Source organism: Pandoraea pnomenusa (assembly GCF_040391475.1).
Taxonomy (GTDB): Bacteria; Pseudomonadota; Gammaproteobacteria; order Burkholderiales; family Burkholderiaceae; genus Pandoraea; species Pandoraea pnomenusa_C.
This window is the reverse complement of the sequence record NZ_JBEBXS010000010.1, coordinates 152,343-166,914: the sequence shown is the minus strand read 5'-3', so window position 1 is coordinate 166,914 and position 14,572 is coordinate 152,343. Positions and strand designations below refer to the sequence as shown.

At 66.9% G+C, this 14,572-nt stretch carries 8 protein-coding genes; 4 read left to right on the top strand and 4 right to left on the bottom strand.

Features of this window, described 5'->3' with window-relative positions:
• Positions 1-75: 75 nt before the first annotated feature.
• From ABWO90_RS13115 to ABWO90_RS13100, 4 genes are all read left to right on the top strand, one after another.
• A complete protein-coding gene (locus ABWO90_RS13115) occupies positions 76-1,194 on the top strand; it encodes a hemin-degrading factor (protein WP_353191671.1) in 1,119 nt (372 codons plus the stop codon).
• Positions 1,191-2,111, top strand: coding sequence for a heme/hemin ABC transporter substrate-binding protein (locus tag ABWO90_RS13110; protein ID WP_353191670.1), 921 nt, complete (start codon positions 1,191-1,193; stop codon positions 2,109-2,111). The genes ABWO90_RS13115 and ABWO90_RS13110 overlap by 4 nt, the downstream gene beginning before the upstream one ends.
• Positions 2,112-2,202: 91 nt before the next feature.
• On the top strand, positions 2,203-3,342 hold the full coding sequence (locus ABWO90_RS13105; RefSeq protein ID WP_353191669.1) for a FecCD family ABC transporter permease: 1,140 nt from the start codon (positions 2,203-2,205) through the stop codon (positions 3,340-3,342).
• Positions 3,343-3,398: 56 nt separating this feature from the next.
• A complete protein-coding gene (locus ABWO90_RS13100; RefSeq protein ID WP_353191706.1) occupies positions 3,399-4,262 on the top strand; it encodes a heme ABC transporter ATP-binding protein in 864 nt (287 codons plus the stop codon).
• Between the two features lie 30 nt (positions 4,263-4,292).
• Here the strand turns inward: ABWO90_RS13100 and ABWO90_RS13095 are convergent, their stop codons facing one another.
• The 4 genes from ABWO90_RS13095 to ABWO90_RS13080 all read right to left on the bottom strand — a co-directional run bounded on the left by ABWO90_RS13095 (position 4,293) and on the right by ABWO90_RS13080 (position 14,502).
• Positions 4,293-5,264: a delta(1)-pyrroline-2-carboxylate reductase family protein gene (locus tag ABWO90_RS13095; protein WP_353191668.1), complete on the bottom strand. Its 972-nt coding sequence runs from the start codon at positions 5,262-5,264 to the stop codon at positions 4,293-4,295.
• A gap of 173 nt (positions 5,265-5,437) precedes the next feature.
• Complete coding sequence (pbpC, locus tag ABWO90_RS13090) at positions 5,438-7,723, bottom strand: penicillin-binding protein 1C (RefSeq protein ID WP_353191667.1); 2,286 nt, start codon at positions 7,721-7,723, stop codon at positions 5,438-5,440.
• A gap of 1 nt (position 7,724) precedes the next feature.
• Positions 7,725-8,456, bottom strand: coding sequence for a lysoplasmalogenase (locus ABWO90_RS13085; protein ID WP_353191666.1), 732 nt, complete (start codon positions 8,454-8,456; stop codon positions 7,725-7,727).
• A 19-nt stretch (positions 8,457-8,475) separates the two neighbouring features.
• On the bottom strand, positions 8,476-14,502 hold the full coding sequence (locus ABWO90_RS13080) for an alpha-2-macroglobulin family protein (RefSeq protein ID WP_353191665.1): 6,027 nt from the start codon (positions 14,500-14,502) through the stop codon (positions 8,476-8,478).
• Positions 14,503-14,572: the final 70 nt, after the last annotated feature.

Below are 14,572 nucleotides of genomic sequence, written 5' to 3'. Positions count from 1 at the left end.
TGCGCGCCCTCGCTTTCCGGGCTCACACCGGCGCATGCCAGCCACTGCCAGCAAACACGCAATCAAGGAATCGCCATGATGAACGCTCAAAACGCCACCTCCGCCGCCCACCCGGCACTCCCCGCGCTCGCCGACGTCACCCGTCTGCGCAGCGAATTCCAACGAGTGAAGACCGAACAGAACCTGCGCGATCGCGACGCCGCCGCCGCACTTGGCGTGTCCGAATGCGAGACTGTCGCGGCGTTCGTTGGCGAGCATGTGGTGCGCCTGCGCCCCGAGTTCACCGAGATTGTCGAAGCCCTGCCCGCGCTGGGTCGCGTGATGGCGCTCACGCGCAACAACGCGGCCGTGCACGAGAAAGACGGGCAATACGAAAAGCTCTCGCATCAGGGCACCATCGGCCTCGGTCTCGGCAAGGATCTGGACCTGCGCATCTTCTATCACCAGTGGGCCTACGGTTACGCCGTACAAACGCCTTCGGAGAACGGTCCGCGCCGCTCGCTGCAATTCTTCGACAAGGCCGGCACGGCCGTGCACAAGATGTTCCTGCGCGATCACAGCGATGTGCCCGCGTATGACGCACTCGTCGCCCGTTTCCGTTCCGACGATCAGACGCCGGGCCAGCACGTCACGACCGCCGACGCACCGAAGGCCGAAACGCCGGACGCCGATATCGACGCCGCCGCCTTCCAGCGCGACTGGCTCGCCATGACGGACACGCACCAGTTCTTCGACATGCTCAAGCGTCATGGCGTGTCGCGCGCGCAGGCGTTGCGTCTCGCGCCGGAAGGCCATGCGCAACAGGTGAGTGCCGCATCGGTGCGCACGTTGCTCGAAGACGCTGCGGGCACGGATCTGCCGATCATGGTGTTCGTCGGTAACGCGGGCATGATCCAGATTCACACCGGCCCGGTGAAGAACATCCGCGTGATGGGCCCGTGGGTGAACGTGCTCGATCCGGGCTTCAATCTGCATCTGCGTGAAGACCTCGTCGACACCGCGTGGATCGTGCGCAAGCCGACGTCCGACGGCATCGTCTCGTCGCTCGAATTGCTCGACGCCTCGGGCATGGTCATCGCCATGTTCTTCGGCGAGCGCAAGCCGGGGCACGCCGAGCTCGAAGGCTGGCGCGAAACCCTGGTGCGCGTGGCACAGGCCGACGGCAAGCAAACGGCCGCGGGGGTCGACGCATGAACGCGCGCCGCGATGCCCATGGCGTGTCGCGACGCACCTTGCTGACCGGCGGCGCTGCGCTGGCGGCAGGGGCGTGCGTGGGCACGTTGCTCCCGGCGGCGCTCGCGCATGCGGCAGCGCCCGCGAAGGCCGCGCCGAAGCGTGTCGTCGTCGCGGGCGGCGCCCTGACCGAGATCGTCTACGCCCTCGGGGCGCAGGATCGTGTAATCGCCAACGATCTCACGAGCTTGTATCCGGAGGCGGCGACCAAACTGCCGAAGATCGGCTATCTGCGCACGCTGTCGGCCGAGGGCGTACTCTCGCTGCACCCCGATCTGCTGCTGGCCGGCGCGGAAGCCGGACCGCCCAACGTCCTGTCGCAGATCGCGGCGGCAGGCGTACCCGTGAAGCGCTTTACGCACGGCTATACCGCAGAACTCGTGCGCGACAACATTCGAGACGTCGCGCTCGCGCTGGGCATGTCCGAGTCGGGCAGTCGCGTGGCGGGCAACTTCATGTCTGACTGGCGCAGCGCGCGCGAACAGGTCGAGCAACGTTACGGCATCGCGCGCAGGCCCCGCGTGCTGTTCATCCTCGGTCATACGGGCAATCAGGTGATGGTCGCGGGACAGGACACGGCGGCCGACGCCATGCTCGCCTACGCCGGCGCCGATAACGCACTGCGCGGCTTCACGGGCTATCGCCCGCTGACCGCCGAAGCGGCGGTTGCCGCCCAACCGGATGTGCTGCTCACGACCACGACCGGACCGTCGCCCACCGATCCTGCCGCCACGCTGCTCGCGCAGCCGGGCCTTGCGAATACGCCCGCCGGGCGCGCGAAGCGCGTAGTGAGCTTCGACGCCCTGTATCTGCTCGGTTTCGGCCCGCGCCTGCCGCAGGCTGTCGCCGAACTCGCGCAGCGCGTGCACGCCACTTGAACGCGTCCCGGCACCGCCGCCCCGGCGCGGCGAACCGGGGCCCTGATCCGATCGCGCCCGCCTCCGAAAGACTTTGCCAGTGAACGAAGCCATGTCAGCCGCTCCCCCGCTTCCCAACCCGCTGCCGTCCGCCAAGCCTGACCCGGCGCGTACCCCGGCGCCCGCTGCCGGGCGCGCCGGTGCCGCACGCCGCCGTCCTCCCCGATGGATCGTCATGACGGTCCTCATCGGGCTGCTCGCGCTCGCCGTGCTGGCGGCGCTGTGCGGCGGGGCGTATCGCATTGCCCCGGGCGAGGCCATCGCGGCCCTGTTCCGCAGTGCGACGGGCGACTTCGTCCAGGATCAGGCGCGCAACGTGATGTTGCAGATCCGTCTGCCGCGCATCGTGCTCGGCATTCTGGTCGGCGCGGGCTTCGGCGCAGCCGGGGCCGCGCTACAGGCGCTCTTTCGCAACCCGCTGGCCGACCCCGGCCTCATCGGCGTGGCCAGTGGCGCCGCGCTGGGCGCTGCGGGGGTCATCGTGCTCGGCAGCGTCATGCTGCCGGCGGCGCTCGCCGCTTCGCTCGGCCTTTGGCTGTTGCCCGTGGCGGCATTCGTTGGCGCGCTCGGCGTAACAGCGCTCGTCTACCGTCTCGCGGCGGGACGCGGACGTCTGGCGCTCCCCCTGTTGTTGCTGGCCGGCATTGCCATCAATGCGGTCTCGGGCGCGGCCATTGGCTTGCTGACGTATCTCGCCAACGACACCCAATTGCGCACCCTCACCTTCTGGACACTCGGCAGTCTCGGCGGCGCCCAATGGTCGATGCTCGCGGTGATCGTCTGGCCGGTGGCGCTGGGCATCGTCGCGCTCGCGACGCAGTGCCGCTCGCTCAACGCGTTGTTGCTCGGCGAGGCGGAGGCGCTGCATCTCGGTGTGGCCGTGCAGTCCGTGAAACGGCGCGTGATGGTGGCGTGTGCCCTGTGCGTCGGCGCCCTGGTCGCGTCGAGCGGCATGATCGGATTCATCGGCCTGATCGCCCCACACATCGTGCGACTGGTCGTCGGTCCGGATCCGCGCGCGGTGTTGCCGACGGCGGCGTTGTTCGGCGCCATTCTCACGCTCATCGCCGACCTCGTGGCGCGCACGTGGGTCGCCCCGGCAGAGTTGCCGCTGGGCATTCTGACGGCGCTGCTCGGCGCACCGTTCTTCCTCATGCTGCTGTGGCGCCGCCGCGGTCAGTTCGGACTATGACGGCCTTGCCGGTGCCGTCGGAGACACCGGCCGACTCGACGGATCAGGACCTCGCCATGCTCAGTGCACACGACCTCACGATTGCCCATACCGATTCGCCCGTGCTCGACGGGTTGTCGCTCGACGTTCGTCCCGGCGAACTGCTCGTGCTCCTCGGCCGTAACGGCGCGGGCAAGAGCACGTTGCTCAAGGCACTGGCCGGCGAGCCGCTGCCGCCGCGCACACACGTGAGCGGTGCCATCACGCTCAACGGCGCGCTGCTCTCGCAATACACCACGGCGGCGCTGGCGCGTTTGCGCGCCGTGCTGCCGCAAACGGCGCAATTGTCGTTCCCGTTCAGTGCGTTGGAGATCGTGACCATGGGACGCCTGCCGTTCCCCCGATCCCGTGCGCGAGGCAACTCGGCGGGCCAGTCCGCGTTGAGCGACACCGAAATCGCCACGCTAGCGCTCGAACGCGCTGGTGCGTTGCCGTTGCTGCATCGCGACGTCATGACACTCTCGGGTGGCGAGTGGGCGCGTGTGCAATTCGCGCGCGTGCTGGCGCAACTGTGGCCGGACGACGACCCGCAGGCGCCATCGGTGCCTCGCTATTTGCTGCTCGACGAGCCAACCGCGGCGCTCGATCTCGCGCATCAGCATCACCTGCTCTCGCTGACGCGTGAACTCGCCAGGACATGGGGATTCGGCGCAATGGCCATCGTGCATGACGTCAACTTGGCGGCACGTCACGCCGACCGCATGGCGCTGCTTGCCAACGGCCGCATTCTCGCCACGGGCGCGCCGCGCGACGTCATGCGCGCCGATCTCATCGAAACCACACTGGGATTGCCGGTGCATGTGATCACACCCGATGCCATGCCCGGCAATGCGACGATCACCGGCGCCTCGGCGGGCATACCGTTCGCACTGCCCGCCTGAACGCGACGCGCAGTGCCCGTGCCCGACGCTTCAGGCTTCCGGCACGCCGTCCTTTGCGAGATTGGCGCGCGCGCATAGCACCGCCGCCAGATCCCACAGCGCGTAACCCACGCTCTTGAAGAGCACCGGTCCGCTCGACCGGAATCGATCGGGCGTGATGATGGCGTCCATGAGGGGTGCTGCGCGCGCCCAGTCGATGGCCGCATGCAGCAGATCGCCCGCCTCGTGCTTCACTTCCCATGTGTCGACGACAAGCGTGCCGCGCACGGCGGCGTCGCGGCACAACTGCGGCGGCAATTCGCGCATGTCGGGACGAAACGCGCCGACGCCCGCGACGAAGATGTCGTCGCGCCAGCGCATCGCATCGCTATCGGGCAACACGGGCTCGCTGCTGGTCGTGGCCGTGATCACGATGCTCACGGTGTTGAGCACTGGTTCGATGGCGTCGATGACGGTCGCTTCCACGCCCAGCGACGCGGCGTGATCCGCCAGCGCGTGCGCGCGCTCCGGGCTGCGGGAAAAGATCATGAAGTGACGCGTGCCCATGCCGGCGGCGAACGCCTCCAGATGCGCCCGCGCCTGCACGCCCGCACCGACAATCAGCACCGGCCCGTTCGGACGCGGCGCAAATTTGCGTGCAGCAAAGAGCGTGACCGCCGCCGTTCTGCGTCCAGTGACGGTCGGCCCGTCGAGCAACATCTGACGCTCGCCTGTGTGCGGATCGAACACCATCACTTCGCCGATGATCGACGGCTTTCCTGCACGGCAGTTTTCGGGATGGACGGTAATGTGCTTGGTCATCGCGACGTCGCGATTGACGGCCGGCATCACCAGCAGCACGCCGCCACGGCGGCCACGTTCGGGTTCGGTCAGGGGAAAATGCAGACGCTCCGGGGCGCGCGCGGTGCCCGAGCGCATCTCCATGAGCATGGCCTCGATGCCGTCGGCCAGTTGAGGATAGGGCAACAAGTGCGCGGTTTGCCGCGCATCCAGCGTGATCATCGATAGGTCTCCGCTTCGGGGCGTGCGCCATCGGCGGCAGGGGTCGCACTCGTCGCCGTCACATCGCGTCACGCTTTGCCAAGTCTGAATTCAGTGTAGCGCGCATCGCGTGAACGCGTCTGCAACATCAAAAATTATTCGCGACGCGTCGTGCGCATGTTGCGCACATGCGCTTAGCGACTCGCATTGCGCATGCGCTTGCCGTCGTTGATGGTCGCACCGCGTACCTCGAAGCGCACGCTGTCACGAACGGCGCCGGAGGCATCGACGAGTTCGAGCGTATGACGTCCGGGCCACGGCAACCAACCGACGCGAGCCGCGCCCGCCACAGGCTTGCCGTCCAGCCGCCATGCGGCGCCCTTGGGCCACGCCGCAGCCACCTGGAACCACAACCGCTGATTGGCAGGCGGGATGTCGGGATCCAGCGCCACGATGGTCCCGTCGGTCGGTCCCGCGATGCGCCACAGCGGCCCGCTTGGCGCTTTGGTCGCCAGTGCGGACAGTGCAATCGTGCTCTGCGACGTGCCGGGCAAAAACCATTCCTCGCGTGAGGGTTCTACGTGCTCGGCGTACTGCACCGCGACATGCTCCAGACCCGGCGGTGCCGGAGGCGGCAGACTCGCCGTGCGACGATGCAGATAGTCCATGACACGGTGCCAGATCGGCGCGGCGCCCGACACGCCGGAGACGTCCCACATCGGCGCACCGTCGGCGTTGCCGACCCACACGCCGACCGTGTAGCGACGCGAATAGCCGACCGCCCAGTTGTCGCGCATGTCCTTGCTCGTCCCGGTTTTCACCGCCGTCCAGTAACGCGTCGAGAGCGGGCTGTCGAGGCCGAACGTGCGCGTGCGCGCCTGGCGGTCCGCGATCATGTCCGACACGATGAAACTCACCTGCGGCGAGAACACGGTCGTGCGCTGTGCGTTGCGCGTGGCGTCCTTTGATTGCCCAGCGACGCGCGCGTTTGCGTTTTGAAGCGGCGGTGGCATCCGCTCGTTCACGCCACTGGCGACGCCACCATTGGCGAGCGCGCGATAGGCGTTCGCGAGCGACAGCAACGTCACGTCCGCACTGCCGAGCGCAAGGCTGAAGCCGTAGTAGTCGCCGCTTTGCGTGAGGGGTAGTCCCAGCGCGACAAGTGTCTGCGCGAAGCGGCGCGGCGTGACCATCACGAGCGTGCGCACGGCGGGCACATTCAGCGACGACCCTAGCGCCGTGCGCGCACTGACCCAACCCTTGAAATGCCGATCGTAGTTCTGCGGAATGTACAGACCGCCCCCCGTGGGCAGATCGATCGGGGAATCGTCGAGTAGCGACGCCGCCGTCAATCGCTGCTCGGCAATCGCCTGTGCGTAGAGGAATGGCTTGAGCGTCGAACCTGCCTGACGCGCAGACGTCACACTGTCCACCTGCGCAGCCGACGACAGCGGGCCCGAGGATCCGACCCATGCCAGGATGTCGCCGCTCGCATTGTCGATCACGACGATTGCGCCGTCCTGCACGTTGCGAGAGCGCCCCGGCGTGCCCAACTCCCGCAACGTCTGCTGCAACGTCGTCACGGCCATGCGCTGGAGATTCACGTCCAGCGTGCTGGTGATACGGGTCCCCGCAGGTGGACGGCTTTCGCCGAAGACACGACGGGCGAAATGCGGTGCGAGATTGACGGCGTCGCGCGTCGTCATCACGCTGGCCGGTCGAGAGAATACGAGTTGCGCGTAGCCCTTGAGACCGTTGCATTCCGACGCCTGCCCCATGTCGCGAAGCATGCCGCACGCGCGTTGCGAGACACGCGCCGCCGCCGCGTTGGGTGCGCGCAATAACGCGACCGCCAGTGCCGACTCGCGGGCATCCAGACCGATGGGCAACTTGCCGAAGAGCGTTTGCGAGACGGCGGAAATGCCTACGAGTTCGCCGCGAAACGGCACGAGGTTCAGATACGCCTCGAGAATCTGATCCTTGCGCCAGCGCTGTTCCAGCCACATGGCCGTCGCTGCCTGACCGATCTTTTGCGTCACGGAACGATTGCGTGCGCTGGGGCGCAGATCGTCGTCCAGCAGCCCCGCCAATTGCATCGTGAGTGTCGACGCACCCCGCGTGCGCGAATGCCAGAGATTGCCCCAGGCGGCAGCGGCCACGCCGCGCCAGTCGACGCCACTGTGCTCGTAGAAGCGCTTGTCCTCCGAGACGATCAACGCCTGACGAAATGCCGGGGAGACATCGGCAAGCGTGACCCAGTCGCCGCGTTGCGCCTGCATGTCGACTCGCAGGCGTTGTAACGGTTCACCGCGACGGTCGAGCAGAATCCAGTCCGACGCACGCCAGTCCCGACGCACCTCGTCAAACGACGGCACGGCCTCGGCGGGCGCCGTAGCCTGAAGCAGCCCCAATGCCAGCGCCACGCCGCACAGGGCGCGACGCACGACACCGGATCGGACGAACGAACAGCGGCGACGCATATCAGGCACTGCGCGCAGCCCCGTTGTTGTCCGGCGTCGGCGGCGCAGTTTCCGGTCGGATCGCCATGATGCCGGCCGTCAGCAGCAACTGCGCTAACGCGTAGAGAATCCAGATGGCGTACTCCTGTGCTGCAAACGTGCCCACGAAACGCGTGGTCCCGATGAGCGCGTCGGACACGGTGAAAAGCAACGCACCAACGGCCGCCCACTCGCCCGGCAGGTCCGCCAGCAGCGCCGCCGAGGCCATCGTCGCCAACACGATGACGTAACAGGCCACCGGCGCCTTCAGCTCACCCATGCCCGGCCAGTACATCGCATACGCGAGCGCCGCCGTCACCCACACCAGCACGATCGCAATCCGGTGCCAGCCGGGCACCTGCGTCCAGCGACGACGCAATCGCCAGAACAGCACGAAATACGCGAGGTGCGCCAACAGAAACGCACCCAGCCCGAGCACGAAGCCTTGTGCCACTGCGGGCAACGCCAGCAGGACATCGCCTGCGCCCGAGAAGACCAGCGCAGCACACAGCCACACGCGCTCGCGCGGGACTCGGTGATACATCGCCGCGAACAACAGCAACCCGCACAGGAGCGCCTTCGCGACGGCCTGGTCGGCATATGGTGCGCCGCGCAGTGCAAGGGCGTAAGCCGCGCCGGCGATGGCGGCCAGCCACCAGAAGCGGCGTGCCTCACGAGGCAGCGCCGCCGCCGGGGCAAAAAAGGTAGACGTCATGACTGTCCGGCTCCCGTAGTCATTGCTTCGCCGGCACCACCTGCACCGGCGGGTTTGGCGTCTCGCCATACATCGCAGGTTCGTACAAGGCCTCGACGCGCGTGGGCGGCGTCGCGAACTTGCCCACGTTGTTCAGACGGACCGTGTACTCGATGCGATGCTGTCCCTTGGGCAGGAAGTCGTAATACGCACGGTAAGCGTCCTGCGCCCGTTCCTCGAAGGCGGGAATGGCCCCTTCGGCCTTCTCGCCCTGCGTGGCGATGACGGAATCTCGGCCAAGGCCGCCACCCAGTACCGTCGCGCCGCCGGCCAACGGATCGCTCACCACCACCCAGCGCATGTCGGCCTGTGCGTCGATGTCGAGCCGTACACGCAGCACCGCCCCTCGCACGAAGCTCTCACCCGAGCGGTCCGCGGCGTCCTGTACCTGCACGGTTCGCGTCACACGGTAGCCTGCAGAGAACGGCGCCTTGAGCGGCACGGCGGCCAGACTCTGGATCGTCGCCCACGGCTTGCCCGCCCCGGCCTGCTCGAGACGCAGCACATCGCGCGCGTTGTCCGATCCTGCCGTTGCGTTGCCCAGCCACGGCAACGACACCGGCGGCGGCACGGTGCCCGCCTTGAGCTTGTCCCAGTCGACGGTCTGCACGCCGCCGCTCGTCTGGTTGTCGCGCTGCCACTGGACCGCCGTCTGCCCGGTCGGCGTGTCACGCTCGAAACGTGCGGAGAAGCGATCCACCGCGAGGCCGCCCCAGACATTCGCCGTCGTCGTCGACCAGGCGCCGCGCGACTGCAGCCCCAGCAGACCGATCACGAGTCGCGGCATTTCATCCTTCCACGCCGGATTCGCGTTCATCAGCAACGCCAGCCGGGCCGCGTTGGTCTCCGGCCCCACCATCAGCCACCAGAGGCCGTCGGTGCCTTGCGTCGAGAAGCCGACGCGCGTGCCCTGATACGACAGGCGCGCCCGTAGAATCTGCTCGGCCTGCGCGAGTCGCTCGGCACGCTGCGGCACATCGGGCAGACGCTGCAGAATTGCGTACCAGTCGATGACTGCCGATGTCGGCCAGTCGTTCGGCGCCAAGGTGAGCGAACTCAGCATGCGGGCATTGGCCCGGCCGTATCGCGACAGGGCCTCGATGGCGGCGAGCTTGCGCAGCGTCAGATCGTCGCGCGGCGCCCAGAAGCGGCGCGTGAGACGCCCTTCGACGAAGGCCGTCAGGCCATCCGACATGCGCGCCAGCGCGTCATCCGGCAGTGCATAGGCCGGGTCCAGCGCCTTCGCTTCGTTGCTCACGGCGAGCAGGTACGCGGTCAGGGTGTCACTCCCCTGATTCGCGAAGCCCTCCTGCGGCGGGAAATAGCTCGCCAGACCGTCTTCGTCGAGATACGACGGCAACATCCCCATCACGCGCTTCCATTGCGAGATGTCGCGCAACCCGAGCGCCTTCGATGCCTGCTGTTCCAGACAGGCATAGGGATAAAGCTCGAACCACCGCTTCACGCCGGGCAATCCTTGCGACAGACGTGGCTGCAGGTTGACGCGAACGCCGCCGCGCAGCTTGCCGGTGCTATCCGTCACGGCTCCGGCAGGCGGCGCCATCGGCAACGTGAGGCTCCCCTCGACCTGCATGAGCACCGACTGCTGGACGCTCGCGGGCAACGCCGGCTGAATGTCCTGACCGACCTTGATGGCATCGTTGGCAGCCGGTGCGTTACCGACCGCGGGTGCCTGCGCGCTGACTTCCCACAACAGGCGTTGCGCCCGCGTGTCCGCAGCGCCGGTCGGCGCCGTCACCTCCCAGAATACTTCGCGCGATTCGCCTGCCGGCACGTCGACCCGTTGTGGCGCAAGCGTCAGTTGCGTCGCCCGGCCGGTCAGTTGCACCTGCATGGCGTGCTGCGTCGTATTGCGTACGGTGAACTGGGCCCGGTAGTTGTCGCCTTCGCGCACCAGCGGTGGCAGTCCGGAAATCAGTTGCAGATCCTGTGTGGTGCGGATCTTCGCCGTCCCCGTGCCGAACCAGCCCAGCGCCTGCGCGCCGGGCTTGCCGGCATCGGCCACCGCCACGATGCGGAAGCTCGACAACGAGTCGTTGAGCGGTACGTCGATGCTCGCCTCGCCCTTGTCGTCGAGCACCACGCGCGGTTGCCAGAGCAACAGCGTGTCGAACAGCTCGCGCGTCGGGCTCTTGCCCCCGCCGCCGCCCGCCGGTACGGCCTTGCGCCCGTAGTGACGGCGTCCGATGATCTCCATCTGTGCGGTGGCCGTCGTCACGCTGTAGCTGCGGCGTTGCCACATCGCATCGAGCAAATTCCAGCTCGTATTGGGGGCGAGCTCCAGCAGTGCTTCGTCGACCGCCGCGACCGCCACCTCGGTGCCCGCCGCCATCGGTTTGCCGTCAGGTTGCGTGACCTTGATGCGCACTTTGGCATGGCCGCGTATCGGATACGTTGCCGCGTCGGGCTTGACCTCGACGCCCAGACGCTGCCCGGCGGTGCCGACACGCAGTTCGGTCACGCCGAAACGATAGGCCGGCTTGCCCAGATCGACCAACCCTGTCGGCGCCTGATATTCCCGCCCTTCGTACCAGAACGCGCGGAACCATTCGAGCGGCTGCTTCCACCCCCACTGGAAGAACGAATACCACGGCACCTCGTGAATGCGACCACGCACCGCAAGCACCGACACGTACACGTTCGGCCCCCAGGACGGATCGATCTTGAGGGAAACGTTCGGGTCCTTGCCCGAAATCTCCATCGTGCGCGTCTCCATCACGCCCTCGCGCTCGATCGCGACGAGTGCGGTGGCCGAACGGAACGGCATGCGCACCTGCAGCTTCGCCGTCTCGCCCGGTTCGTAGGCACGACGCTCCGGCAAGACATCCATGCGGTCGGTGTTGTCCCCGCCAAACCAGACCTCGCCGCGCCCGGTCACCCAGACGCTGGTCGTTGACGTGCTCAGGTTGTTCTTGTCATCCCTGGCCTGCGCCACCAGCGTGATTTCGCCCGGCTGCGTGAGCGAGACATCGCACGAGAGCAAGCCGCGATCGTCGGTCTTGCCACTGCATACGTTCCCGAGATCCTTGACCTCGGTGCGGTTGTCGTAGGCGTAGAAGCCGCCGACCATGCGTTTGCGGCTGCTCGTCGTGATACGCGCTTCGGCGCGCACGTCCATCGCCACGCCGGCCTTCGGCTTGCCCTGCAAATCGAGTGCCAGTGCCTTCACCGGCAGCTTGTTCGTCACCGAGACCCAGCTTTCGCTGCGCACGCCCGTGATCAGATTGGCAGGCCACAACGTGGCGTTGCCGCGAAGCGTCTGAATCTCGCCGTTCGGATCCGAGAAGCTCGCTTCGAGCACCAGATCGCTCGGACGATCGACCTTCGGCAAGTCCTTGAGCGTCAGGCTGCCTGCGCCATTGCGGTCCAGTACGAGCCGCTGCTTGTCGGCCACCAGCTTCTGATCGCTCGACCCCGAGCTTTCATCATTACCCTGATCGTCGTCGTCCGCGCCCGACTGCGCCTGCGGCGGCCGATATGGCGTGAAGCTGAAATCGTCGTAACCATCGAACGTGAGATCGCGCACGCGCAACAACGCCGAGACGCGTACCGGCAAGTTGCCTGCCGGGCCGCCCGCCACGAAGTTCACCTGCACGTTGACCGGTGCCTCGGTCTTGTTGATGAGCGGCGACTTGGCGGCGTCGCGCACGCCAATCGTTCCGGCCAGCACCGGCAATCGGAATGCCTCGACGCGGAAGCGCCCGCCGTCAAGCGATGTCGGATATGCCTTGGGCCGCGAATCGGCGTCCGTGTAATCGAGCGACACCGCATACTCGCCGAGCTTCGCGCCCTGCGGGATCTGGAAGGTGTTCTCGGCCAGACGCCCGTCGCGCCACTTGATGGGCTGCGTATAAGTCTGCCCGGACCCCTCGTGGGTGATCGTCAACTGCGACGGCAAACTCGCGGGCAGTGCCAGCCCCTGCATCGTCTCCTGTCGGATGAAATGCTTCATCGACACGGTCTCGCCAACGCGAAACAGCATGCGGTCGAACACCGTTTGTGCACGCACGGTCGGGCTGCTGCCGCCATCGGTCGGCACATGGAAGCGCCACGGCTCGATACCACGGTTCCAGTCGGACGACACGAACGCCATGTCGGGATCGCTGCCCTGCGTGCGCGCCACCACGAAGTAGCCCGAACGCATCGTCTTCTCGCAGTACCGGTACTTCTCGAACGACTTGTCGATCTTCGCCACGCCGGTCTTGTCCGTCACGGCGGTCGCCACTTCGGTGCCGTCGCAGTCGAGCACGCGAACCTTCGCGTTGGCTACCGGCTGCCCCTTGTCGAGCGTCGTCACCCAGGCGATCGCGTTTTCCCGGCCCATCTTGAAGTGCACGCCGAGATTGGTGACGAGCACCGTGGTGCGCACGTACATCGGCAACGACTTGCCGAGCAGCGCCGCCCCGAGCGAAGGCGAGGCGAGTTCCACCACATAGAAGCCGGGCTTCTGGAACGGAATGCCAACCACCTCGAACGGACGGAGGTCCTTCTCTTTCGGCACGGGCAACGTCAACGCCTGAACGCCCGGTAATCCGGAGAGCAACGACAGGCTGCGCGTGTCGTAGCGCGTGACCTTGTCCTCCACAATGACGGCGGCATTCGGACCGAAGGTGTCCTTCGCCGCCGGCGCCGTCAGAATCGACGGCATTTCCTGCGCGATCTGCTTGCGCGTCATCGACGTCTCGTCGAATCGGCGCACGCGCGACATCCAGTTCATGACTTCGTTGTCGTCGTCGACGCGCAGCTGCATCGTGCGCCCGTTCGGCGCACCGCCAGCCGCTTCGCCCGATACGCCCAGGCCATTCACCTGGAGCGCCGGCTCGACCTTGCGCAGCGTGACCGGCAGCATGGGCGGCATGCCCGGCTCGGCGAAACGCTCGACGATGCCGAACGGCGCCGCAGCGAACTTGGCCAGCGGCGGCATGGTCGCCGTCTTCGTCTTCAACGGGAATTCGCCAGCGTTGTCGAGCGCGCGGCCGCTGTCGTCGGTGAAGCCCTTCGGCAGCGCGATGGTCAATTCGGCCTTTTCAGGGAAAGGCGCGTCGAACGTCACGTCGCTCACGCTCGACGTGCGATCCGTATCACTGAACTTGGGCGAACGCTCCGCCCCGGCACCCTGCAGACGGATTTTTGCCGCCATGTCGCGTGCGACCGGCGAATTGAACGTCAGACGCAGGGGGCGCAACGGCGTGCACGGCGCATTCGCGTTCTCACGCTCGCAACTGAAACTGGCAGTGAACGGCTCTCGCACTTCGTATTCGAACCGGCGCGCCTGTTTTGTCGGGACCCCCGATGGCGTGGCGATACCTGCGCCCCAGACCAGATGCATCTTCACACCCGCGGCAAGCGTGCGATTGCACTGCAGCATGACGATGCGCGCCGCTTGCTTGTCCAGGTTGAAGCGTTTGAGCAGCGCCGTCCGGGTGTCGCCCTCGATCCATTTCACGCCGATGCGCTCGCCCACCCCTTCGGTCTCGCACCAGGCGTTCTTGCGCACGGTGTCAGGTGCTGCAGGGCCGTTGAGCGTGAGAATGAAGATCTGATTCTCGTCGATGGGACCGTAGGACGGGCGGATGGACGATACGGCGGGACCGCCGGTGTTGAAGGCATAGCGCGTCGTGCCCGACAGCGCCGTGCCGGAGACCGCCGCCAGACCGCTGCGCATCTCGACGGAACACTTCGCGCCCGGTGGCAGCGACTGTTTGAAATCGTAGACCCAGATCTTCGGTTCGAGCCAATGCCCGTCGCCGGTCAGCGACGCGTCGGAGCAACGCACTGCAGCAGGCGCCTGCGCGCGTGGGTCGCCCGCCGGCACCATCGCTTCGTCAAACTTGACGACAACCTGATCGACGGTCGCAACCTCACCCTGCGGGCTCACACTCACGACCCGCGCAGCCTGTGCAACCGGCGTCACGATCGTTCCAAGACAAAGTGCCACCCACGCCAATGGCGCGGCCGGCCAGACGCGTTGCGATCGGCTGTACATGCCGGACTCCTCCCGAGTTCTGGTGTGCCGATTCTAACCCGCAGTCTTTGGCATCTCGAACCGTTTCCCC

Bases quoted from the DNA above. Each gene is read 5' to 3' on its own strand.
- ABWO90_RS13115 (WP_353191671.1), top strand. From the start codon at position 76: ATGATGAACGCTCAAAACGCCACCTCCGCCGCCCACCCGGCACTCCCC.
- ABWO90_RS13110 (WP_353191670.1), top strand. From the start codon at position 1,191: ATGAACGCGCGCCGCGATGCCCATGGCGTGTCGCGACGCACCTTGCTG.
- ABWO90_RS13105 (WP_353191669.1), top strand. From the start codon at position 2,203: ATGTCAGCCGCTCCCCCGCTTCCCAACCCGCTGCCGTCCGCCAAGCCT.
- ABWO90_RS13100 (WP_353191706.1), top strand. From the start codon at position 3,399: ATGCTCAGTGCACACGACCTCACGATTGCCCATACCGATTCGCCCGTG.
- ABWO90_RS13095 (WP_353191668.1), bottom strand. From the start codon at position 5,264: ATGATCACGCTGGATGCGCGGCAAACCGCGCACTTGTTGCCCTATCCT.
- pbpC (WP_353191667.1), bottom strand. From the start codon at position 7,723: ATGCGTCGCCGCTGTTCGTTCGTCCGATCCGGTGTCGTGCGTCGCGCC.
- ABWO90_RS13085 (WP_353191666.1), bottom strand. From the start codon at position 8,456: ATGACGTCTACCTTTTTTGCCCCGGCGGCGGCGCTGCCTCGTGAGGCA.
- ABWO90_RS13080 (WP_353191665.1), bottom strand. From the start codon at position 14,502: ATGTACAGCCGATCGCAACGCGTCTGGCCGGCCGCGCCATTGGCGTGG.